Annotated in this window: 22 protein-coding genes and 1 tRNA gene; 12 read left to right on the top strand and 11 right to left on the bottom strand. The window is 56.6% G+C overall.

Annotated features, from left to right (window positions below):
• Window positions 1–77: 77 nt before the first annotated feature.
• Both Q1A85_RS15545 and Q1A85_RS15540 read left to right on the top strand, forming a co-directional pair.
• Complete coding sequence (locus tag Q1A85_RS15545; protein WP_299691285.1) at window positions 78–869, top strand: DUF3578 domain-containing protein; 792 nt, start codon at window positions 78–80, stop codon at window positions 867–869.
• 451 nt (window positions 870–1,320) lie between these two features.
• Entirely contained in the window at window positions 1,321–2,538 is a 1,218-nt protein-coding gene (locus tag Q1A85_RS15540) for a hypothetical protein (protein ID WP_299691282.1), read from the top strand.
• Here Q1A85_RS15540 and Q1A85_RS15535 read toward each other — a convergent pair.
• The 6 genes from Q1A85_RS15535 to Q1A85_RS15510 all read right to left on the bottom strand — a co-directional run bounded on the left by Q1A85_RS15535 (window position 2,528) and on the right by Q1A85_RS15510 (window position 7,643).
• Window positions 2,528–3,601, bottom strand: a complete 1,074-nt coding sequence (locus Q1A85_RS15535) for a hypothetical protein (RefSeq protein ID WP_299691279.1) — start codon at window positions 3,599–3,601, stop codon at window positions 2,528–2,530. The genes Q1A85_RS15540 and Q1A85_RS15535 overlap by 11 nt on opposite strands.
• 263 nt (window positions 3,602–3,864) lie before the next feature.
• Window positions 3,865–4,194, bottom strand: a complete 330-nt coding sequence (locus Q1A85_RS15530) for a helix-turn-helix transcriptional regulator (RefSeq protein ID WP_299691276.1) — start codon at window positions 4,192–4,194, stop codon at window positions 3,865–3,867.
• Between the two features lie 1,193 nt (window positions 4,195–5,387).
• On the bottom strand, window positions 5,388–5,960 hold the full coding sequence (locus tag Q1A85_RS15525) for a site-specific integrase (protein ID WP_299691272.1): 573 nt from the start codon (window positions 5,958–5,960) through the stop codon (window positions 5,388–5,390).
• A gap of 135 nt (window positions 5,961–6,095) precedes the next feature.
• Window positions 6,096–6,437 carry a DUF6626 family protein gene (locus tag Q1A85_RS15520; protein WP_299691269.1) on the bottom strand — a complete coding sequence of 114 codons (342 nt, stop codon included), beginning with the start codon at window positions 6,435–6,437 and terminating at the stop codon, window positions 6,096–6,098.
• Window positions 6,438–6,448: 11 nt separating this feature from the next.
• Window positions 6,449–6,715: a hypothetical protein gene (locus Q1A85_RS15515; protein WP_299691266.1), complete on the bottom strand. Its 267-nt coding sequence runs from the start codon at window positions 6,713–6,715 to the stop codon at window positions 6,449–6,451.
• 88 nt (window positions 6,716–6,803) lie between these two features.
• Window positions 6,804–7,643, bottom strand: coding sequence for a hypothetical protein (locus Q1A85_RS15510; protein ID WP_299691262.1), 840 nt, complete (start codon window positions 7,641–7,643; stop codon window positions 6,804–6,806).
• A 139-nt stretch (window positions 7,644–7,782) separates the two neighbouring features.
• Between Q1A85_RS15510 and Q1A85_RS15505 the strand changes: the two genes are divergently transcribed.
• The 3 genes from Q1A85_RS15505 to Q1A85_RS15495 all read left to right on the top strand — a co-directional run bounded on the left by Q1A85_RS15505 (window position 7,783) and on the right by Q1A85_RS15495 (window position 9,816).
• Complete coding sequence (locus Q1A85_RS15505) at window positions 7,783–8,547, top strand: hypothetical protein (RefSeq protein WP_299691259.1); 765 nt, start codon at window positions 7,783–7,785, stop codon at window positions 8,545–8,547.
• Window positions 8,492–9,256 carry an AAA family ATPase gene (locus Q1A85_RS15500; protein WP_299691256.1) on the top strand — a complete coding sequence of 255 codons (765 nt, stop codon included), beginning with the start codon at window positions 8,492–8,494 and terminating at the stop codon, window positions 9,254–9,256. The genes Q1A85_RS15505 and Q1A85_RS15500 overlap by 56 nt, the downstream gene beginning before the upstream one ends.
• Window positions 9,257–9,393: 137 nt before the next feature.
• Window positions 9,394–9,816, top strand: coding sequence for a hypothetical protein (locus tag Q1A85_RS15495; RefSeq protein ID WP_257892776.1), 423 nt, complete (start codon window positions 9,394–9,396; stop codon window positions 9,814–9,816).
• Window positions 9,817–9,850: 34 nt separating this feature from the next.
• Here Q1A85_RS15495 and Q1A85_RS15490 read toward each other — a convergent pair whose 3' ends face one another.
• Both Q1A85_RS15490 and Q1A85_RS15485 read right to left on the bottom strand, forming a co-directional pair.
• A complete protein-coding gene (locus tag Q1A85_RS15490) occupies window positions 9,851–11,266 on the bottom strand; it encodes a tyrosine-type recombinase/integrase (protein WP_299691249.1) in 1,416 nt (471 codons plus the stop codon).
• Between the two features lie 175 nt (window positions 11,267–11,441).
• A tRNA-Cys gene (locus tag Q1A85_RS15485) sits at window positions 11,442–11,515 on the bottom strand.
• Between the two features lie 139 nt (window positions 11,516–11,654).
• Here Q1A85_RS15485 and Q1A85_RS15480 point away from each other — a divergent pair.
• From Q1A85_RS15480 to Q1A85_RS15465, 4 genes are all read left to right on the top strand, one after another.
• A complete protein-coding gene (locus Q1A85_RS15480; protein WP_299691246.1) occupies window positions 11,655–12,308 on the top strand; it encodes a protein-L-isoaspartate O-methyltransferase in 654 nt (217 codons plus the stop codon).
• A gap of 23 nt (window positions 12,309–12,331) precedes the next feature.
• On the top strand, window positions 12,332–13,759 hold the full coding sequence (locus Q1A85_RS15475) for a TolC family outer membrane protein (protein WP_299691243.1): 1,428 nt from the start codon (window positions 12,332–12,334) through the stop codon (window positions 13,757–13,759).
• 72 nt (window positions 13,760–13,831) lie between these two features.
• A complete protein-coding gene (locus Q1A85_RS15470; protein ID WP_299691240.1) occupies window positions 13,832–14,860 on the top strand; it encodes a hypothetical protein in 1,029 nt (342 codons plus the stop codon).
• 31 nt (window positions 14,861–14,891) lie between these two features.
• The gene (locus tag Q1A85_RS15465) at window positions 14,892–15,470 is read left to right on the top strand and encodes a cobalamin biosynthesis protein CobQ (RefSeq protein WP_299691237.1); all 579 of its coding nucleotides are present in this window, start codon (window positions 14,892–14,894) and stop codon (window positions 15,468–15,470) included.
• Window positions 15,471–15,548: 78 nt separating this feature from the next.
• Here Q1A85_RS15465 and Q1A85_RS15460 read toward each other — a convergent pair whose 3' ends face one another.
• On the bottom strand, window positions 15,549–15,869 hold the full coding sequence (locus Q1A85_RS15460) for a DUF6280 family protein (protein ID WP_039684470.1): 321 nt from the start codon (window positions 15,867–15,869) through the stop codon (window positions 15,549–15,551).
• Window positions 15,870–16,088: 219 nt separating this feature from the next.
• Between Q1A85_RS15460 and efp the strand changes: the two genes are divergently transcribed.
• Entirely contained in the window at window positions 16,089–16,652 is a 564-nt protein-coding gene (gene efp, locus Q1A85_RS15455) for an elongation factor P (protein WP_299691234.1), read from the top strand.
• Here efp and Q1A85_RS15450 read toward each other — a convergent pair whose 3' ends face one another.
• Window positions 16,653–17,399, bottom strand: a complete 747-nt coding sequence (locus Q1A85_RS15450) for a folate-binding protein (RefSeq protein WP_299691231.1) — start codon at window positions 17,397–17,399, stop codon at window positions 16,653–16,655. It abuts the gene before it with no gap.
• Window positions 17,400–17,466: 67 nt separating this feature from the next.
• Here Q1A85_RS15450 and Q1A85_RS15445 point away from each other — a divergent pair, with 67 nt between their 5' ends.
• On the top strand, window positions 17,467–18,135 hold the full coding sequence (locus Q1A85_RS15445) for a TIGR04283 family arsenosugar biosynthesis glycosyltransferase (protein WP_299691228.1): 669 nt from the start codon (window positions 17,467–17,469) through the stop codon (window positions 18,133–18,135).
• On the opposite strand, the gene Q1A85_RS15440 is transcribed toward Q1A85_RS15445, so the two are convergent.
• The gene (locus tag Q1A85_RS15440; protein WP_299691472.1) at window positions 18,132–19,982 is read right to left on the bottom strand and encodes an ABC transporter ATP-binding protein; all 1,851 of its coding nucleotides are present in this window, start codon (window positions 19,980–19,982) and stop codon (window positions 18,132–18,134) included. The genes Q1A85_RS15445 and Q1A85_RS15440 overlap by 4 nt on opposite strands.
• Before the next feature lie 187 nt (window positions 19,983–20,169).
• On the opposite strand from Q1A85_RS15440, the gene Q1A85_RS15435 reads away from it, so the two are divergent.
• Window positions 20,170–21,378: an aminotransferase class V-fold PLP-dependent enzyme gene (locus Q1A85_RS15435; protein WP_299691225.1), complete on the top strand. Its 1,209-nt coding sequence runs from the start codon at window positions 20,170–20,172 to the stop codon at window positions 21,376–21,378.
• The last annotated feature ends 1 nt before the right edge of the window (window position 21,379 follow it).

The raw sequence follows: 21,379 nt of genomic DNA, 5'->3' as shown, positions 1-21,379 counted from the left end.
GAACTGGCCGCCAAGCACTGCGATGATCGGCGCACCCGGTCTGGCGGCACACCGCACGGCGACAGGTTTGGGCGTCCGTGCCGTGGCTTGCGTTTTTTGACCCGCTGATTGCGGAAACGGCCACACAGGGGTTTTATGTTGTTTACCTGATCAATCCCGACAAGCAGACGATTTGTCTGTCGATGAATCAGGGGACCACTGCCATTTACAATGAATTCGGGCCTTCGCGTGGGCGCGATGTCTTGAGGCGTCGGGCGCGGGATATGGCTGATCGTATCCCCGAATTTGCAAAACTGTTCTCAGAGGCGCCTATTGATCTGGGTTCAGAAGCAGGTCTTCCCACCGGGTACGAGGCAGGACACGCTTTCGGAGCGACCTACAGGGCCGGCGCTGTCACCGAAGAGATCGTTGAGAAAGACTTGCAGAACATGCTGCTGGCCTACGAAGCGCTTGTGAACAGAGGTGGCACCACACCAAGCGAGGTGATGCAGGACGCGGCGAACGGAAAGGATATCGAAGAAACCCGGCGCTACATCCTGTCCCGCCGTATCGAGCGATCGCAAAAGGTCCGCAAAGATGTTCTCAACGCCAAGCCGCCCGTTTGCGAGTGCTGTGGCCTCGACCCTAAACGGGACTACGGCTTCACTGGCCGGGTTTACGATACACCATTGGACATACACCACGCCCGACCGCTGCACGGTCTGGCCGAGGGTGAAACACGGCGCTACAGAATGCCAGAAGACTTCATGGTCCTTTGCCCAACCTGCCATCGTATGATTCACAAGACCAACGATCCGTCGAACCTGTCGACGCTCAAGCAAACGCTCCGGTTCAAAATTGCGCGAGAGGTCACGTTTTTCACGCCGTGACAGGATTTAAAACGAGACGCTGCAAGCGCTGGCGCGGTTACTTCTGCACAGTTCCCAAGAAACGCGTCCGGAGGCTAAGAAACGGGGTGCGGCAGCAACTGTCGTTCCGGGTTTGACCTGTAACACACTGCTGAACGCCTCGGATTTAACGCCTCGCGCAAACGGAAACCCCCAATTTCGCGTCAAACACCTGACAATTTCCGAATAAGCGACAGAGTTTAGGTGGAGGCGAGTACCGGAATCGAACCGGTGTACACGGATTTGCAAGAAGTCTACACTTCCGAAAACGCATTGTAAACAATAGGTAAGGTGGGCAATTATTGAGATGTGCACAGAATTGTGCGCACTGAAGCGTTCTGTCGCAACGTGATTTGATGACACAAAGCGCTCTAGAGATTGTATCTAGCAATGATAGGCAATACTACAACTTGTAGAACGTGAGGCAATAGCTATGCTGCAGGCAGATTTTTTCGAACAAGAGCCACAGATTTGGGAGAAGTATCTTCCCATTGTCGAAGCTGTGGATGTACCAGAGCAAAACGTAAACATCTGGGACATCCCCTACACCATCCGCCAGTTAGCATATCTTACTCACTCACATTTCAGATACTACGGAAAGTTTCCATCCGTAGTCGCAGGGCAAATCATCGACGAGTACTATGACAAAGCGACAGCCCGTCCGATCCTAGACAACTTTTGTGGCTCAGGGACAACGTTGGTTGAAGCGTCACTGCGTGAGATACCCTCATTTGGGATCGATGTCAGTTGGCTGGCTGTAATGGCTTCGAGGGTCAAAACACAACATGTAGAAACCAGCAAAGTTTCAGAATTATTACGGGAGGTCGAACGCGCATATTCGCCCAGCCCCGTTGAAGAGCTCCAGCCGCATGAAGAGAAATGGTTTGAGCAGTCGGCGGTCTCAGGTCTCAAGTCGATCCAAGGCATTTTGGCTGAAATGGATGCTGCAAAGGAATCGGAATTTCTAATTTGCGCTTTCCTTGCAATCATTCGTAGAACATCGCGCGCATTTGATGCTGAGGTTCGCCCTCATATCAACAAAGAAAAGCGCCAGAGGGATCCACTACAAGCATTTTCCAAAAAAGTTCGTGAGATGGTGGATAACCAACGTGAATATCAACTTCACACAAGCGACAGCATCGATCACAAGTGTCTCCTCGGCGGAGCAGAAGTAGCTTCTCATGTCTATTCAGGTGAAAGCCCGTCTTTAATTATAAGTCACCCGCCGTATCTAAATGCATTCAACTATGCTCCGGTCTTTAAGCTTGAGTACCTTTGGGGGGAACCTTTTGAGGAGCGCTTTGCTAAAGAACGTAGTTACTATAAAAAAGAGATGATTGCGCATCCGGCAACTGAATCCAATTCCGAGCGATATTTCAATTTACTTCGCGCCGCGTATACCGAGTCGTACAAAATGCAGCAGGTGGGAGACTCGCTAGCCATTGTTATTGGTGACTGTACGAGGCACAAAAAGCTGATCCCAGTACTGAATACAGTCACCGAAATGGTATCGGAAATTGGCTATACACCAGTAGCAACAAATTATCGCACTACACACTATGGCACTGGGAAATATGCTTACAATACTAGGGCAGACTACCATAACGACGAAAGCGCCAAAAAAGATGGAATTCTTGTATTTAGGAAATGACCAGACTGCCATTATCGTAAGTAATTGATTTTTTGTTTCCATCTGCGATATCAATGAAAATCCTTCCCGCCTCCTTCGCCACAAGTCCGTCGACAATCGCCTTCACGCTCATATTGTTCTCGTAGGCTTCTTTCGATATAAATGAATAAAAGTCAGCGCCGAACTCCCGCTCAAACTCTGCAAAAGCCTCGACAATTAACGCATCAGACACGACCAAGTTGTAGTCTATACATGCTTGGACCATATTTCGACTCTTTTGCTCCCAATGTGCAAATTCGGTTATCACGAGAATACTAACTAAATCACGCTCATCTGGACGTAAATCAAAAGTGCCAAATCTACGTTTGCGAACATCAAGCGCAACAAAAGACGACTGTTTTGCTTTTTCAGGTGTTTGCGGACCACTAAGGCACTCGTTAACAACACCAACCAGAAACTCTTCTCTGATTTCGTAAATATCAAGTATGCGGCATGAGCGGAGAGTTTTGTCAAAATCCCGTAAGCTTTGTTCATTACTGAGTACGGCAAATTCACCGTCTTCAAACACCGCTGCGATGATCCGATGATATGGTTGTAAACCCTCCTTAAAAACAAGGTCTCCTGAGTCGCTGTTCGTTATCATAACTTCATTTTGATCAATGGTAATATCAACACTAACTTTGCCGCGTGCGGTTTTTGTAAAACTAATTGGAACAGGTGTATCAAACGGAATGATGAAACCTTGTCCGTTTGGGTTTTTTGAAAACTTCTTCTTGAAGGATTGGTTTACGGTTTGCTCAACACCGACCTTTTTGCACTCCACAAAACCAATTATGCTCTCCACATTCTTGATTTCACCGCCATTTCTTTTTTCTGGCGGCACATCGCATAATACGAACTCGACTTTGTGTCCTGCGTCAGAGAAACCAAACAGCTTAGGCTCAACGTTCATACGTCGGTTCAATTCAGGATCGTGGTTGAGCGCTGAGTAGGTGACGAGTTCGAGCATATCGCCAACTTTCCTACCAACTTGGTGCCCCGCATGACGAAACTGCGAGATATATTTGAATGTATCTGAAAGCATGTTCACTCCTTGCTACCTGAATATCATGCTGCCGCATGTATGGCTATCTGCTGAGTGCTGTTCTGACCAGGTTTTCGGCGAACCGCCAAACGGTGTTTGTTTGGCGGCTATACCAATTACGTTTGCTCTATGCGTTTAGAACTTCACGCCCAGACCAACATCGATCCCTGACTTTTTCCACTAGAATTTCTGTAACGCATCGTAGCGTTGACGTACTTGTTGTGCGTCAGCGATTTGATCAAACTTACAGTGGTGACTTAAGTTCAGCGCCGCGCCACCACCTTCGCCAAATCTGCAATCAGTGCCAGCTTGTCGTCATCAACTTCTAAGGTCGTCGCACTTAGCTCGCTGATAAGGCGGCTGCGCAGCTTTGACGTGTTGTTGGGTTCGTAGTCGAAAAAGAACTTGAGTTCGACATCAAGCGCGGTGGCGATGTCACTTAGCGTGTTGAAGTTCGGCGCTGTTTTGCCGCGCTCCAAGTTCGACACCGTTTCAAAGCTCATGTCGATAGCTTCAGCCAGCGCTGCTTGTGTCATGCCACGCATTTTGCGCGCTGCCTTAACGCGCGATCCAATTTCCTGCTTCAAATCCATAGTCATACACGGCTTGTAAATCGAAACTTTGGACTTGAGATCGAAGCAGAATGACCGTTAATTCAAAGAAACGTATTTTGAAGCCGTGTTTTGTGCGGTGTAGGAGGGAAAATTGGATCGACGCTTATTTTTGATTGGAGTGCTTGCACTTAGCGCATGTCAAACAACTACAAATCCGCATTTGAGCGCGGGCGCTGAACAGCGCTTCGTGCCAGTTGAGAACGCGGCAGCGCTGATGGCAATCGTCGGCGGGCGCACTGTTGAATACACGGAGCAGAGCAACACTGGCGCGGGCATTAGACAAACGTTCAACAGGAACGGCACGACAGTCTACGGGGATCAACGGCGCGTTTGGACCGTGCAAGATGGTCGGTATTGTTCGAGCGCCGACCTGCAATCAGACCCAAGCACGTGGTCATGCTTCCAGCTTGACGTGAACGAAGCTGGCACAATCATTCGCTGGATCGACGTCGAGGGCACGCCACGAAACCCAGAACTTGGACCTGACACTTGGTATGGCAGAATTCTTTAAGGCTACTACTGCTTAGTGCTGTCAGTTGGTAATGTCGCGTCACTGCGTTGCAGTTCCACAAGCGCCATGCGTTGCTTTTCATCTTTGCTTCGCAAAGCTTCAAAGTCACTTTGGCGCGTTATCTTTTCCAGAGAATGTCATTCGAATATGGATTATGATTGTTGGGTTTTCCCTTGAGCAAATAGATCAAGCCTTGTTTTTGGCTTGATCTATAAGCGCAGGCTTTCCCCGTCGCTGTTTTCGGCTACATCCACTAGACCGTTTACACGGGAGAGCAGGTTTTGCGATCTCTCAATTACAAGCGCATCTACGCATGTGTGGGACCAGTGTAGCGTGGCTATCCCAGCACATTGACGGGTACTGCCAAGCAGCTTGATATTCCGTCTCACTTTTTGTTCACGCTTCAATCGCGCTACCACCATTCCGACGACAAAAATTTTGTCAGGCACTACCCTGCATCTTTAAGGCACCCCTGTGGGGTGTTTGTCGAAGCGCATAACTGACGAATGCGTTTACTTACCGTCTCACATCAGAACGGGTTTGCGGCACAATGGTAACTGGCGTGCTAACCGTAGGGTCAGTTTGTCATGCAGCCTTAGCTGTCTAATGTATTTAGCAAAGGACGGCGAACACGCTGCAAAATGGCGTATTTTTCACCTTCTTAGATCAACTCAATCGCGTTGCGCATCTTTTTCTCGTTCAGTTCGATATAGCGCATTGTTGTGTTCAGGTGCTTGTGCCGTGCCAGCGCTTGTATCACGCGCGCGTTGATGCCCTTGTCCGCTAGCTCCGTCAAAAACTGGCGACGCCCGCTGTGCGAGCTTGCGCCTTTGACGCCTCCCAGTTTGTAAAAGCGTGCGAACAGGTTGACGATTGTTTGTGCGCTGAACCCGCCGCCCTTTGCACTAAAGAAAAGCGATGCACCTTGCTTAGCAATATGGCGTGGGTGCTGTGCAGCGTATGCTGCCAGCGCCTTCGCTAGTCGCTTGCTGACCAGCACTGTTGCGCCGTCATCGCCTTTCGTTTGTGCCGCTGCCAAGTAGATCGTGTCACGTACTTTGCCGTTGTCTTCAAAGACGTCGCCAACACGCAAGCCAGCGATCTCGCACGCGCGCAGCCCTGCATAAAAGCTGAGCGCGAAAATAGCGTGGTTGCGGATGGGATAACGATGGGCGTTGATGACTGCGGAGACGCGCTTGCGTTCTACGTCGGTTAAGAGCTTCGCTTGTTTCATGGATCACCTCGAAATATGCGGTTTCGTTGTAATCCATTGTAAAGTCTAACATTTTGGCGGACGACCGAATTTGTGTCTGCGCCTAAGTCGTTGAAATCGAACAGGCTTAGGCGAAGATGTTATAGACTACTTGTTCTATAACATTTTGCGCTGTGGCGCTGCGTCCAGCGCAACTTCTGTGATGCGATGCTGCTCAGCCAGAAAGGCTTTGAGCGCAGTGTTCACCTCGTCCAGCCCGCGTATCTCAGCTTCCAGCAATCCGCCCATGCGCCTGTTGCTCAATCTCAGCGTGGCAAGCTTTAGCTGGACACTGCGCATACAGTCGATTGCGGCGGTGACGCTGAAATCGCGTCCGCTGTGTTTACGCTCGCCAAACCAACTTTTGCTTTTCCCGCACCAGTACGTGCTGAACTCTTCGCCGTTCTGTACGAGATCATGCTCGACCAGTCGTTCGTATACCTGCTCTACCAATGTCATGTGCTGCTCCTTCATAACCCGCTGTACTTTGGCTTGCGGGGTTTGCTGGGTTCAGCGACACGCACGGGCTTAACGGGTGGCTTTGGATCAAGCTCTGTTTCGCGTCGTTTCGCTTTGCGTCGCTGTGCCGCCGCGTCTGTTTCGTGCACCAACTGCCGCAAGTCGTTCACGCACTGGGCTGTTGCAGTCAGCATCGCTTGTGTTGTGGCAAGCTTCTGCGCGCGGGTCTGGTCTGCAAAGCCCCTGCGCAGTGCGTTGATCGTTTTTGTCGTGTTCATCCGTCGCTCCCTTTGATTTATTTATCATTTGGGAGCTAAGGCAGCGGATGGCGTGCGAGTTTTGTCTGTTAACAGACACTTTCCGCTGTCACTTGCTGCGCAGTGGAAACTGCCCTTTACCAACGTTCTCGATGTAGTCGTTCGCTGCTGCGAGATACCTGTTGAACGCCTGCGTCTGCCTGCGCCGCACTTCACGTTGTACGTCTCCATAAGGCAAATTATCCCGTTTGAGGCTCTCGACGGTTTCGTGGTCAACTACCCTGTTTACGTAGATGCCAGCCAACTCGGCTTGCTCATATTTCTTCTTGCGGTGTCGGTGTTCGTTCCATGTGTCCCAAACCCGCAGTGTCTGGTGGAGCGTGGATAGACGGACACGGGCGGCGACAGGGTAGAGCGCGCGGCTTTTGTTGCGGGCGGCTGACACCTGGTCTTTGTGTTCTTCCAGCAGTTTGCGCAGGTTACTGACGAGTTGCGGGGTTCGAACTTCGAGCGGTATGGAGACGGTGAGCATGTCAGACGTTTGAGTGTTCAACACCTTATTTTGCACAGCAATCCTGCGTGCCGCCGGTTCAGAAAACAGGAATTCGCCGCGCTTCCATTCATTGTCGAGCTTCTCCGTCCACCACTTCCAGAAGTCACCCGTGTCATAAGCGTGCACATCACCAAAGTCGGCGTAAAGCTTCTTGTAGCGTCCTGCGCCGCCGCGCGCGCAACAGTCCCTGTAGCCGTCATGCCTGCGCAAAAACTCCCACCAAAAATAGTAGACGGAACACTGCCAAGCCTGCGCGTCTGCAAATGGCGGCTGGATGCGAGCGAGTCGTTTTGACACGTATTCGCCAGTCTCCTTGGAGCGCAGCCCTTTGTACGGTGGTGCGTGGATGAATAACTTGCGACCAAAACGGTATCTTTGAAAACTTATATCGTTCATAAATAAGATCTTATCACAAAAAGTATACAGCGTCATCAGCGTAATTCGATACGACGGCATGAGCTTATTTTGTGGGGTACATTGTATTTGTCGCTGATGAGAGCGGCACACAACGAAGCTCAAACAACGGAGATTTACCATGAGCAACACAATCAACGCCCCGCTGAACATGCACATTGAACTCAAAGCTGATGAACTGAAAGCAAAGCGCATTGCGTGGGAAGAAGGTGCATACAAGCGCAGCAACGAAGAACTTTACGAACTGCTTGAAGACTGCCTGACCTTCTTCAACGACCTGCGCGGTAACGTGTCAAAGTGCAAAGCGTTGAACGCATACCTCAAAGACAAAGGTATCCAATTTAATGAAAGCGCCAGCCTAGCAACCCGCGTTGTCCGCGCTGTGTTCGACTCCAACTTCCAAAAGCGCGCCTACGGCTATGCCCGTGTCATCACTATTGCAGCAGATGAAAAGCCCGCCAATGTCAGCATGGGCGATTTCATTACTAAGCGTGGCGGCATCGAAGAATTGCGGCGCACAAAGCAAAACGGAAAAACGCCTACGGAGCAGCGCGAAGAAAACATCGCCTTTGCAAAGCAGCAATTCGAAACCGCTGATGCGCTTGTGCCTGCATACAACAACAACGCAAGTGCCATCGAATTTAGCGACGGCGCGGAACACAAGCTGTTTGTTGCGATTGTACGGCGCGAAGCGGACGGCAGCTACAGCATTGTGCACGAGACGAACGCTGTTGGTGTTGTGAACGCTGCACTTGCGCAAGCTGGCAAGGAAAACAGCGCAGAAGCCAGCAACAAAGCTGCTAACGAAAAGCGCGCGCAAGACGAAGCAGATGGCGAAGCAGATTTGGCTGCTGCAGTTGATGCAGCGCAAAAGCTCGCTGCGTAATCCCCAAAGCAACAGATGGGCGGGAATTTTTCCCGCCCGCAACTCGACGAAAGGAAATCAAATGTTTGCAATGAAATACGCGCCCAAAGTGTTCGCCGAACTCGTCTTCGAAAACGACATGACACGCAAGAAAGTTGAGCAGTTTGCTCTGGGGCAGCGCACAAATAATATCTTACTCTACGGTCCATATGGCAGCGGCAAAAGTGCCGTTGCTCAAGTCATCGCATCGCAGTCACGCGATGAAACAGCGGGGTGGTTTGAGAACTTGCCACATGACACTTTTAATGGCGCAGAATTTGAAGCGGCTTCGTTGGCGCGCGTTGAAAATGGGTGGAATTTGTCTGGTCAGCCCTTTGCATATGCAGTCATCGACGAGTTCGATCTGGTGCACTGGACGGTGCAAGCAAGAACACGTGCTGTAATGGACAAATACTTGGGCAGGCACGGTTTGATTTTGACCACAAATTTTCTTCATCATGTTGATGCTGCGATCCAAAGCCGTTGCGACCTAATCGAAATGCCCGCGCTGTCCGCCGCTTCGCTCGTGCCAATGTGCCAGCGCATTCTGCAGTGCGAAGAAGTTGCGCTGAACGATGCTGATGTTGAACAGCTGATAACGAGCAGAAACGGTGACTTGCGCGGAGTACTTAGGTATTTGGAACGCTTAGTTGAGCGTGTGAATGGAGAGCAGCAGACACAGGCTGCTTGAGGATTTGAAAGAGCTTTGAGAAAGCGCTGCAAGATGCAGCGCTTTTTTGTATGTTAACAGACATTTATGCCGTCATTTCGGTCGTTCACGCTGCTCTTTGAACACATACTTGCGATATGAACGTAAGGAGAACTGACATGACACAATTGGCGAAACTGACGGTAAAGACGGTGAAGCGGGCAAATGCGAAAGACCCAACGCAACAGCGCCGCGCAAAGCTGATCGCAGCCATCGAAGAGCAAGCAAAAGTGTTCGCTGCGAAGCTGAAAGGCGACGTGCATCAGGTGCGCGCAAAGGGGTGGGCGACAAACGAGCACGGCGAAAAGGTTGCCATTGAGAAAATGCGACAGGTGCGTGCTTGGTTCTTTGAGCAAGACGGCGGCTGGTATGTGCAATGCAGGTACGGCAGCAAGGTGCTGGACTTGGGCAAGGGCAACGCTGTGTTTGTGAAAGAACTGAAAGACGTGGAAGGCGCGCTGGAAGCGTTTTTGGTTGCAACGCAACAAGGCGAACTGGACGCTGCGATTGAGGCTGCACTGAGCAAGCGCAAGGCAGCATGATCGACACTGTCGCGGGCGTGCGTTGCTGCGCCCGCTACCCGTTCAAAATCAGCATTAGCGTGCTAGCGTTTATCTTTTCAGCCCGCTTTGCATCCAGCGCTTTCATCGCAATCTCTTCCGTCACAACATAACCGTCGCGCCCAACGCCAAGCGCAGCCAAAAGTGCCTCGTCTTCAAGCAGCCCGTCCGCGTGCATCGTAAAAGCGGCGTCAACGACGCTTTGTGCGCCCGCTACAGCGCCCTTAGCTTTGTCCGCGCGCATGTTCCGCCCGCTGTGCAGTTCGGCGTTTAGCAGAGGGCTATATTTGCTGTAGTGCTTGTCGATCATCGCCGTGCTGTTGCCCAACTGCTTGCTGAGCGCGTGCGTTGTGATCCCGCGCTTCAAATCCCGCGTCGCGTAGTAGTGCCGCAAACTGTACAACGTGCGTTCTTTGCCGTCTGCGCCCGTTTTCAAATCCATTACGTCCAGCAGAGCATTAAATGCGCGGTTTAAGCTTGCAATGTTGGCTACGTCGCCAAGCCGCGTCGTAAACACAAACTCGTCGCTGCGTGCTGCGATCAACTCGTCAAATGTCCCGTCTTGTAGCTTTGGGTTCAACTTGCGCTGCCGATCCAAATACCCTTCAACAGTGTCCCTCGCCACAGCGCTGCGTTTGCGCGTTTTGCCATCAACGTTCACCACCAAGTAGCGTTCGTCGCCTTTGTCCTGCCACTCAACGTTACGCCATCGCAGCCCAAGCGCTTCCGTGCCGTGCCGCACGCCCGTGTTCGCCAAAAACAAGACGTAGTTGCGCAGCACTTCCCGTGTCGCCGCCGCCTTGGTGTTCTTTGACTTTTTGTGCCAGGTGCGCAGTGCGGTGTAGATCTTCTTGTATTCTGCGTCTGTAAAGCTGCCCCTGCTTTCGCTTTTGACGCCCTTGTTTAGCAGAGTGGGGCGCATTGCTTTAACGAGCCAGCTTTGTAGCTCAGCTTCATCTAGCACCCTGTTCAGCGCAGCATTGTGGTTGTTGATGCCGCTTTGTGAAAATGGCTTTTTGTTCTGCTGCGTGCGCCAAGCGTCAAATTCGACCAAGCCCTTGTAGTCAATTTTGTCTACGTCCGTGTCACCAAAAAACGGTATCAGCCAGAGACGCAGCGCTGAGATGTAGTCCTTGTACGCCTGCTTACCTGTGCCGCTCTCCAAAGCGTCCTGCATCCGCTTGATCGCGTATTCTGCAACATGCTTGAACTTGCGTGTTTGGGCGGGGAGGTTATTTTTGATGCGGGCTTGTGTGTCGTAGTAAAGCTCAAGCGCACGTTCTCGCGCTTCTTCCAAGTCGACCGTCTTTGTGCTTTTCACGATGCGCTTGCCGTTATCCAACGTCAGCCGCGCATACCAGTTTTCGCTGTTCGCTCGCTTATCCAGCTTCAGTTTCTTGTGCACATTTATCGTCGTTGTGCCGTAGCTCATTTTGCCGTTCTGCTCGTATCTGTCTGTTAAACATACAGTATATGAAAACGAGCGGAATTTGTAGCAGAAAACTGGGCGCGGACTGTGTACGATTTGTGTACAGACGTGAAAAGCAAAAAAACCGGCTTAATATGCCGGTTATTATATGCTTAACCACTAAATGTTGTGGAAAATTTGGAGGCGAGTACCGGAATCGAACCGGTGTACACGGATTTGCAATCCGCTGCGTCACCACTCCGCCAACTCGCCCCGCGTGGTGTGGGCTAGGCGATAGCTGATCCATCTGGCGCGCGCAAGGCCATGCCGTATCCGTTTTGCCGCGTTGCCCCCATTCGCAATGTATGGCACACCTGCCCCAGAAGAGTCTGAACGGATAAGTTTAGTTGAGATGACCGACTTCACCGCCCGACGTACCATGATGGTCGACACGCAGGTGCGACCCTCTGACGTTACCAAATTTCCTATCATCGACGCGATGTTGACCGTGCAACGCGAGGACTTCGTTCCGACCGCGCTGCGCGAGGCCGCCTATATGGGCGAAAACCTTGATCTGGGGGCAGGGCGTGTCATGCTGGAGCCGCGCACGCTGGCCAAGATGCTGGATGCGCTCGACATCAACACAGATGAGCTCGTTCTGGATGTGGGGGCGGGCTATGGCTATTCGTCGGCAGTGATCGCGCGGATGGCAGAGGCCGTTGTGGCGCTTGAGGAAGACGAGAGCATGGCCACGGATGCTCAGGACGCGCTGATGCAGGCGGGGGCGGACAATGTGGTGACACATACCGGACCGCTGGCCCAAGGCGCGCCGGATCACGGCCCCTATGACGTGATTGTCGTGCAGGGCGGTGTCAGCGAGGTGCCGCAGGCGCTGCTCGACCAGCTCAAGGATGGCGGACGCATTGCGGCCCTGTTCGTGGAGGGCGCGTTGGGTGAGGTCTGTATCGGGTACAAGTCGGACAACCATGTCACATGGCGGCGCGCGTTCAACGCAGGCGCGCCGGTGATGAACGGATTTGAACGTCACAGCACATTCCAGCTGTAGACCATGAAACGGGGATAGGGCACATGCGGCTGAAACAGGATTGGCATGAGGCGCGTCATTGGGTGTCTGGTCTGGCCGTTGCGGCGGCGCTGGTCGCCAACAGCGCGCAGGCGACGTCATTGGCGGACGCGTTGATCGGTGCATATGGCCACAGTGGTCTGATCGATCAGAACCGCGCCCTGCTGCGCGCCGCAGACGAAGATGTTGCGATCGCGGCGGCCCGCCTCAAGACCATCGTCAACTGGAGCGGTGATATCACCCGCCAGCTGGGGTCCAGCGCGTCCTCATCGACCAATGGATTGTCGACCAGCATTGCGCAAACCACGGTATCGCTGGGTATCACGGCGTCCTTGCAGTTGTTTGACGGCGGCGCAGACCGGTCGCGGATCGAAGCGACCAAGGAAACCGTGCTGGCCACCCGCGCCGCTCTTCAGAATGTGGAACAGTTGGTGCTGCTGCGGGCAGCCAGCGCCTATTTCAACGTGATCCGGCAGCAGGAGTTCGTGTCGCTCAGCCAGAACAACCTGCGCCTGCTGCAACAGGAATTCCGGGCCGCACAGGACCGGTTCGATGTGGGCGAAGTGACGCGCACGGATGTGTCCCTGGCCGAGGCTGCGGTGGCACAGGCCCGCAGCAACCTTGCCGGAGCCGAGCGGAACCTGATCCAAGCGCAGGCCGAATTTACCAATGTCGTGGGTCGCGCGCCGGGTCGGCTGGCCCGTCTGCCACGCTTGCCGCAGGTCGAAACATCTGTGCCACGTGCGCAATCAGTTGCGGTGCGCACCCATCCGGAAATGGCGCAAGCGCAACATCAGGTGGCGGCTGCGGATTTGCTTGCCATTGCCGCAGGGCAGGACATGAACCCGACAGTCTCGCTGGAGGGGCGCGCGGCGGTCACCGAAGAATTCAGCAGCTCCGATTCTCAGACTGTCGGCACGGTTGGGCTGAACGTTACCGGCCCGATCTATCGCGGCGGCGCTCTTTTTGCCACGGAACGCCGGGCCTTTGCGAACCGGGATGCGGCACGGGGCAGCCTGCACACCGTGCGGCACGATGTGCAGCAGGATGTGGTGGATGCGATTTCGAACTTGCAGGCGGCGCGTGCCAGCCTTGCGGCCTCGGAACGGCAGATTCGTGCCGCTCGCGTCGCCTTCCAAGGGGTCCGCGAAGAAGCGACACTGGGCGCGCGGACAACGCTTGACGTGCTGGATGCGGAACAGGACCTGCTGGATGCGGAGACAAACCGCATCTCTGCGCAGGCCGATCAGTACATCGCTGCTTATTCCGTGCTGGAATCGATGGGTCTGCTGACGGCGTCGCGCTTGCGTTTGCCGGTGCAACAATATGATCCGACGGAATATTACAATCTGGTCAAGGACAGCCCGGCCAAACTGTCGCGTCAGGGCAGGCAGCTGGATCAGATCATCCGAAATTTGACACCAGACGATTAAGCTTTTCAGCACCCTGTTGTGCGACTCTCATCCACCATGTAGACTTTGACCCGAGGTGAGAGTGGTAGTTACATGTCCGACCCCATGACAAATGCGGAGGTGGAAGACGTTCTGTCGTCAATCCGCCGTTTGGTATCCGATGACAAACCGGCAGAAGAAACCCGGGACGCAAATGCAACGCCAGACCGATTGGTTCTGACGCCGTCGCTGCGCGTAACCGAGCCGGTCGAACCCGAGGAAGAGACCGATCAGGCCGAGGATTTGCCTGATCCGGACCCCACGGCGCTGACAGAGTTCATAACCGAGCGCCATGGCGTGCAGGACGAGGCTGCGCCGTTGGAAGAAGACGTGCAGCGCGACAAGGCGGCCGGGTTGTGGGTCGATCCGGACACATTGCCCACATATGTGATGCGCGGCGACAGCTTTGGGGTCGGCGACGAGATTGACGAAGGCTTTGCCGACGAAGTTGTCTTTGCCGAAGCCGAAGCCGAAGCCGAAGCCGAAGCCGAAGCCGAAGCCGAAGCCGAAGCCGAAGCCGAAGCCGAAGCCGAAGCGGACGTTTGGGAACAATCCCATGATAATGTCGAGGCCGAAGACGCGCCTGCCGCAGAAACGTCCCAAGAGATGTCTGATGAGCCTGACGTGCACGCGGAAACGATGCCCGAAGACCTCGCGCCCGAAGCAGCGCGCGGTGCCGATGCCGCATCATCCGACCGGTCGCTGAGCGAAAAGATTGCCGCGCTGGAAACGCTGGTGGCTGACCGTGTGGATGAATGGGAGCCGGACGATCCCGGCGCGGACGCCTATGCGGGGACCGAAGCGCCCACAATGGCATGGGAAGACGCCGAAACCGGTGCCGCGCCGACCTTTTCGCATCACGCGACCCGCGCGATGGCCGACGAGGATGCGGATGATGACGTCGATGCGCAGGTCTTTTCCAGTGACGAAGATGTGCTGGACGAGGAAGCGCTGCGCGATCTTGTTGCGGATATCGTCCGCGAAGAGTTGCAGGGCGCGCTGGGCGAACGGATCACGCGCAATGTGCGCAAGCTGGTGCGGCGGGAAATTCACCGCGCTTTGGCCGCGCAAGAGCTGGAATAGCGATGCCTTCTGCGTCTGACGGTCCGGACGCTTGAACACACCTGCACATCTGTTGCTGGGCGCCGCCGTGTTCGGACGCCCCGGAACATCAAGGATCGTCGGCGCCGCATTGTTGGGCGGATTGGCCCCCGATCTGTCGCTTTATGTACTGGCGGGCGGTGCGCTGTTCCTGCTGGGCATTCCGGCGCAGCGCGTCTTTGACGAGTTGTACTTTTCCGATGTTTGGCAAACCGTGTTTGCCATCGACAACTCGTTTCTGGTGTGGGGCGCGTTTTGCGCTGTGGCACTGTGGCGGCAGGCCCCGTGGGCCGTGGCGCTGACCGGCGCGGCGCTGTTGCATTTGGCGCTGGACATGCCGCTACACCATGACGATGGACGCCCACACTTTTGGCCGGTCACGGGGTGGGTGTTCGAAAGCCCGGTCAGCTATTGGGACCGCCGCCACGGTGCGATGTGGATTGCCCCGGCAGAGGCCGCTGCCGCCTTGACCGCGACAGCGGTTCTGTGGTGGCGTGCCGTGCCGATCTGGGCTTGCCTGATCAGCCTGATCCTGATCGCGATGGAGATTTGGGTGGTGCGCCAATGGCTGTTTTTCTTTGTGGACGGCTGAGCAGCGGTGTCGCCACGGTCCTGAAACGAAAAACGCGCCCGGCGGGGCGCGCTTTCCAAATCATCGAAGCGGCAGGGTTTATGCAGCTTCGGCTTGCTGTGCGGCGTTGCGACGCTCGGATTCTTCGCGGCTCAGCGCCACGGATGTCCGGACGCCCTTGCCCACGAATTCCATCAGACCTTCGACAACCCGTTCGTTGGGGTCGATGCCTGCGCAGCTCAGCACCTCGCGCCCGTCGCGCGAACGGGCCCAGCGGGCGATCTGCTCGGGACCATTGCCGTATTTCTTGTCATCAGCAATGGCATCATCGAGCGCAGCCAACACAACGGCTGCAAAAAGTTTACGTGCACGGTTGCCTTGTTCGTTGTTAAAGGCTGTGCCGTCAACGAAGTCTTTCATTCGTCGTCCTTCCTTTATTCTTGCTCTTGTGATTTCGGCGTGGCGTTCCTTATGGCGCATCCACACCGATTCGGATACCCCGAAATTGCATGGCTCCCTTGCGCTGCCTGCATAGCTTGCTGCAGGTGCAACACAGTATATCGTTGTCTTGCCGGGCCTTCATCCCCGAGATATAGGGGGCGTCAACTTATGATCAACCTTTTGCCATGGTTTTGCCACATGCCTAAAATCAACGGAAACGAGATCCGCCCCGGTAACGTGCTGGAGCATAATGACGGTCTGTGGGCCGCTGTGAAGGTCGACCACGTAAAGCCCGGAAAAGGCGGGGCATTTGCCCAGGTCGAGCTGCGCAACCTGCGCAACGGGTCCAAACTGAACGAACGATTCCGCAGCGCGGACAAGGTCGAGCGGGTGCGTCTGGAACAGAAAGATCAGCAATTCCTTTACGAAGATGACGGGATGCTGATGTTTATGGATGCCGAGACCTACGAACAGATCAGCCTGCCTGCGGAGCTCTTGGGTGACCGGCGTCCGTTTTTGCAGGACGGCATGACAATTGTTGTCGAATTTTACGAAGACGAAGCGCTGAACGCGACGGTCCCGCAAAAGGTCGTCTGCAAGATCGTTGAGACCGAGCCGGTGGTCAAAGGTCAGACGGCGGCGAATTCGTTCAAACCGGCGATCCTCGACAATGGCGTCAAGGTGATGGTGCCGCCCTTTGTAGGCCCGGACGAAGACATCGTGGTGAACACCGAGACGATGGAATATTCCGAACGGGCGTAATCAGCCCGTGGCCGCATCCCATGTCACGCGCGCCGTGCCCGCCTGCATATTCGGCGTTGCCCGGTCAAACCGCAGGTGCGCAATCGCATGGCTGCCCGATTGGGAATAGAGCGTTCCGACGGTTTTGCCGTTCGCGGTGATATCCGTGCCCGGTGCCGCCACGCCATCGACGCGCACCTGTGTCAGCCCTTTGCGCAACGTGGTCTTGTGCTTCATGCGCGCCGTGACCTCTTGGCCGACATAGCAACCTTTGCGGAAATCCACGCCGTCCAAGGCCTCGAACCCCGCTTCGAGGATGTAGCTGTCCGGGGTCAGTTCGATCCCGGTTTCCGGCACCACATGCGCAACCCGCAGGGCGGTCCAGTCGACATCGGTGTCGGGCGCGGGGTCCGCGCGATATGCGCGCCACCCCAGCGCGGTGTGGCGCGGATCGGCATAGCCGTCCTGCGGGACATCGCCCAGCCCGCGATGCACGTGCAGCCCGCTGTCGGCGATTGCCACGTCCGCGCGCAATTTGTACATGCCCAGCCGCTGCGCCAGACCCGGTGCCAGCGGCGCGGCCACATCCAGCAGCACATCCGCCCCATCCGCAGCCAGAAAGAAGTCAGCAAGGTATTTGCCCTGCGGCGTCAGCAGCGCCGCATACACCAATCCGGCGTCAACTTTGTCCACATCATTGGTGACAAGCCCTTGCAAAAACGGGCGGATATCGGCACCCGAGAGGCGAAACACATGGCGGTCTGACATCGCGGAATTCCTTTTTCGGCCCTGTTGGTGATATAGCAGGCCCCGCCCAAAGCAAAAGAGGCTGACTGTGCCTGCACCGATTTCGGTTGTGATCCCCACCCTGAATGCTGCGACAACGCTGTCCGACACGCTTGAGGCGCTGGTCGAAGGCCTTGATGCGGGCCTTGTGACCGAGCTGATCGTGAGTGACGGCGGGTCGGAGGACGCGACCAAAGCGCTGGCGGATGCGTGGGGGGGGACGGTGATCGACGGGGCACCGTCACGCGGGGGGCAACTGCGCCGGGGCTGTGCGGCGGCCCGCGCGCCGTGGATTTTGGTGCTGCACGCCGACACGGTGCTGGAGCCGGGATGGACCGATGCGGTGCGCGCGCATCTGACCGGCGGGCAGGCGGGGTATTTTCAGTTGCGCTTTGACCGGGGCGGGCGCTGGGTTGCCGGTTGGGCCAACCGGCGCGCCCGGTGGTTTGGCCTGCCTTACGGTGATCAGGGGCTGTTGCTGCCGCGGACGCTTTATGATCGGGTTGGGGGCTACCGGGACATTCCGTTGATGGAAGATGTTGCCATGGCGCGCGCGCTCAAAGGACAGATGCAGCCTTTGGAAGCGGTGGCGCGGACCAGTGCGGCGCGCTACCGGGCGCAGGGCTGGGTGCGCCGAGGGGCGCGCAATCTGTGGCTGCTGGCGCAATTCCTGATGGGGGCCGACGCGGACCGGTTGGCCGCGCGCTATCGTCGCTAGACGTTGCCAAACAGGCGTGCGCGGATGCGGGCGATCAGCCCCGGCGTCATTTCGCGGCCAAAATCGCCACTGGATCCCAGCGCCTGCGCCACTTTGCTGTCGACAACGGTTTTGCCATCGCGGAACTGCAACCGATAGAGGTCGGCATAGATGCCGCCGCGTTCCAGCAAATCTTCGTGCGTGCCTGCATCCGTGACTTCGCCCCGGTCCATGACCACGATCTTGTCGGCCTCGCGGATGGTGGACAGCCGGTGCGCGATCACAAGCGTTGTGCGCCCGGCTGACAGGCGGTCAAGGGCGTTTTGCACCACCTTCTCGGACTGGGCATCAAGCGCGGATGTCGCCTCGTCCAGCAGCAGGATGGGCGTGTCGCGCAACAGTGCGCGGGCGATCACAACGCGCTGGCGCTGACCTCCGGACAGGGCAGAACCGCGCGGTCCCACGCGCGTGTCCAACCCGTCGGGCAAGCCGTCGACAAAATCGGACACATGGGCGGCATCCATCACTTCGCGCAGGCGGTCATCAGAGACGTCCTTGCGGCCCAGCAGGATGTTTTCGCGCAATGTTTCGTCGAAAAGCAGCGCCTCCTGCGTCACCACGGAATACAGGCTGCGCAGATCGGCCAGATCCATGTCCGTCGTTTCGACCCCGCCCACGCGCACCGACCCCTGCTGCGGGTCCACCAGCCGGGTGAGCAGGTTAAAGATGGTCGATTTGCCCGCCCCTGACGCGCCGACAAGTGCGGTGGTCTTGCCCGCCTCGGCCACGACGCTGAGGCCACGCAGCACCTGAGTTTCGCCATAGGTCAGCGATACGTCCTCAAGCACGATGTCGAGGTCGTCCCGTGGCGGCGTGGCGGGTGCGTCGGGCGATGTGAGCATCAAAGGCGCATCCAGCAGCTCTTTGACCCGCTCGATGGCCGCTGCCGCCGTTTGCCACAGTCCCACGATGCCACCCAAGCGGCGCAGCGGGTCAAAGGCAAAGCCCATGGCGGTGAAAAAGGTCATGAACTCGCCAATGGTCTTTTCACCGGAGATGATCTCGGACCCGCCATACAGAATAACGGCCATGAACCCGACACCCGAAATGATGTCGATCATCGCAGGGATCGCAGCCCCGCCAAAGGCGGCGCGGGTTTCGGTGCGGATGAATCGGCGGGTAAGGGTGCGGTACTGGTCGGATTGGTAGTCTTCCAGCGCGTTCAGCTTGATCTGCACGATGCCGTGGAACACTTCGTCCAGACGGGTGGACAGGTAGGCCCCAAGGTCCCGCGCCGTGCGCGCATAGCGACGCACATAGCGTTGCGCGGCAGAGGCGGGCAGAACCAGCACAGGGATGCCCACGCAGGCCAGCAAAGCCCACACAGGGTCCACGCTGATGGCCACGCCAAAAAGGACAAAAAGGCCAATCAGGTCGCGCCCGGCCCCGGTGATGATCGCGCGCCAGACCTCGCCCACAGCCCCAACATCGGCCTGCACCCGCTGGATCAGAAAGCCGGGCGGGTGTTGCTGGTGAAACGCGCCGTCCTGCAACATCATCCGGTCCAACAGGTCAAAGCGCAGCGCGGCAGAGGTGCGCAGGGCGACTTGGGTCAGGATGACCTTTTGCACCACCGATGAAAATGCGCGGACGATAAAGATCGTGATGACCATCAGGCCAACCCAGATCAGCATCTGCCCGTCGCCCGCAACAAACACGTCGTCGAACATGGGCTGCATCAGATAGCTGAGCGCGCCCAGCATCGACCCTTCGAGCACCATGAAACACATGGCAAGGCCCATCAGGCCTGTGTGCTTTTTGAGATAGCCGTTCCACAGCCAGCGCAGCAACGGGCCGGAGGCCGCCATGGGGGTATCAGGGGTGTTGGGAGTGCTCACGTTTTGGGACAAGGGCGCAGGGGCCATGCTCCGATAAATGATATGAGCACCACCACTACCTGTTGTGATCGGCTGGGGCAAGCAGCCGCCGCACTGATTGACCCTGCGCCGCGGCGCGCTAGGGTGCCGCACATCAAATCAAACCGGATTCTCCCGCATGTCCCAATCTTCCATTGCCCGGCACGGCCGTGACTACCTCGCAATTCCCGGCCCGTCGGTGATGCCCGACGCGGTGCTGCGTGCGATGCACCGGGCGGCACCCAACATCTACGAAGGCGCGCTGGTCGAGATGGCCGCGGGCATCGTGCCGGATTTGCGCGCCGTGGCGCGCACGGACGGGCATGTGGCGATGTATATCGGCAACGGGCACGCCGCGTGGGAGGCTGCGCTTGCCAACACGGTGGCCCCCGGTGATCTGGTTCTGGTGCCCGCGACGGGCCGGTTTGGACATGGCTGGGCGGAAATGGCCGAAGGTCTTGGCGCCGACACGCAGGTCATAGATTTTGGCAAATCCGCCCCGGTTGATCCTGCACGTGTGGCCGACGCGTTGCGCGCCGATACCGGGCATCGGATCAAGGCCGTGCTTGCGGTTCATGTGGACACGTCAACGTCGATCCGGAACGATATCAAGGCATTGCGCGACGTTTTGGATGAAGCAGATCACCCCGCGCTGCTGATGGCCGACTGCATCGCCTCGCTTGGCTGTGACCGGTTCGAGATGGACGGCTGGGGTGTCGATGTGATGGTGACGGGCAGCCAGAAGGGGCTGATGGTGCCGCCGGGCATGGCGTTTGTGTTCTTTAACGACAAGGCCGCTCGGGTGCGTGCCGCGATGCCGCGGGTGAGTCGCTATTGGGACTGGACGCCCCGGGCCAATCCGCAAGAGTTCTACCAGTATTGGAACGGCACCGCGCCGACGCACCATCTGTATGGCTTGCGCGTGGCGTTGGACATGATCCACGCCGAAGGGATCGAGGCGGTGTGGCAACGTCATGACGTGCTGGCGCGCGCCATCTGGGCCGCGTGCGACAGGTGGGCGGAAGGCGGCGCGCTGGCAATGAATGTCGCGGACCCGGCTTGCCGCAGCACGGCGGTGACCGCATTGCGCTTGCCCAGCCCGCAGGGCACGGCCCTGCGCCGCTGGGTGGAAACGCATCTCGGGCTCACTTTGGGCATTGGTCTCGGCATGGCAGAACCGGGTGACCCGGCGGCGGGTGCCTTTTTCCGGCTGGGGCATATGGGGCACGTCAATGGCCAGATGGTGCTGGGCCTGCTGGGCGGGATCGAGGCTGGCCTGACTGCGCTTGAGGTGCCCAAGGGCGCAGGCGCGGTCGAGGCCGCCGCCGCAGTGATCGCAGCGGGTTAGG

This window comes from uncultured Tateyamaria sp. (assembly GCF_947503385.1).
Lineage (GTDB): Bacteria > Pseudomonadota > Alphaproteobacteria > Rhodobacterales > Rhodobacteraceae > Tateyamaria.
This window is presented reverse-complemented; position numbering and strand designations above follow the sequence as displayed.

Bases quoted from the DNA above. Each gene is read 5' to 3' on its own strand.
- Q1A85_RS15540 (WP_299691282.1), top strand. From the start codon at position 1,321: ATGCTGCAGGCAGATTTTTTCGAACAAGAGCCACAGATTTGGGAGAAG.
- Q1A85_RS15535 (WP_299691279.1), bottom strand. From the start codon at position 3,601: ATGCTTTCAGATACATTCAAATATATCTCGCAGTTTCGTCATGCGGGG.
- Q1A85_RS15530 (WP_299691276.1), bottom strand. From the start codon at position 4,194: ATGGATTTGAAGCAGGAAATTGGATCGCGCGTTAAGGCAGCGCGCAAA.
- Q1A85_RS15525 (WP_299691272.1), bottom strand. From the start codon at position 5,960: ATGAAACAAGCGAAGCTCTTAACCGACGTAGAACGCAAGCGCGTCTCC.
- Q1A85_RS15520 (WP_299691269.1), bottom strand. From the start codon at position 6,437: ATGACATTGGTAGAGCAGGTATACGAACGACTGGTCGAGCATGATCTC.
- Q1A85_RS15515 (WP_299691266.1), bottom strand. From the start codon at position 6,715: ATGAACACGACAAAAACGATCAACGCACTGCGCAGGGGCTTTGCAGAC.
- Q1A85_RS15510 (WP_299691262.1), bottom strand. From the start codon at position 7,643: ATGAACGATATAAGTTTTCAAAGATACCGTTTTGGTCGCAAGTTATTC.
- Q1A85_RS15505 (WP_299691259.1), top strand. From the start codon at position 7,783: ATGAGCAACACAATCAACGCCCCGCTGAACATGCACATTGAACTCAAA.
- Q1A85_RS15500 (WP_299691256.1), top strand. From the start codon at position 8,492: ATGGCGAAGCAGATTTGGCTGCTGCAGTTGATGCAGCGCAAAAGCTCG.
- Q1A85_RS15495 (WP_257892776.1), top strand. From the start codon at position 9,394: ATGACACAATTGGCGAAACTGACGGTAAAGACGGTGAAGCGGGCAAAT.
- Q1A85_RS15490 (WP_299691249.1), bottom strand. From the start codon at position 11,266: ATGAGCTACGGCACAACGACGATAAATGTGCACAAGAAACTGAAGCTG.
- Q1A85_RS15480 (WP_299691246.1), top strand. From the start codon at position 11,655: ATGACCGACTTCACCGCCCGACGTACCATGATGGTCGACACGCAGGTG.
- Q1A85_RS15475 (WP_299691243.1), top strand. From the start codon at position 12,332: ATGCGGCTGAAACAGGATTGGCATGAGGCGCGTCATTGGGTGTCTGGT.
- Q1A85_RS15470 (WP_299691240.1), top strand. From the start codon at position 13,832: ATGTCCGACCCCATGACAAATGCGGAGGTGGAAGACGTTCTGTCGTCA.
- Q1A85_RS15460 (WP_039684470.1), bottom strand. From the start codon at position 15,869: ATGAAAGACTTCGTTGACGGCACAGCCTTTAACAACGAACAAGGCAAC.
- efp (WP_299691234.1), top strand. From the start codon at position 16,089: ATGCCTAAAATCAACGGAAACGAGATCCGCCCCGGTAACGTGCTGGAG.
- Q1A85_RS15450 (WP_299691231.1), bottom strand. From the start codon at position 17,399: ATGTCAGACCGCCATGTGTTTCGCCTCTCGGGTGCCGATATCCGCCCG.
- Q1A85_RS15440 (WP_299691472.1), bottom strand. From the start codon at position 19,982: ATGGCGGCCTCCGGCCCGTTGCTGCGCTGGCTGTGGAACGGCTATCTC.
- Q1A85_RS15435 (WP_299691225.1), top strand. From the start codon at position 20,170: ATGTCCCAATCTTCCATTGCCCGGCACGGCCGTGACTACCTCGCAATT.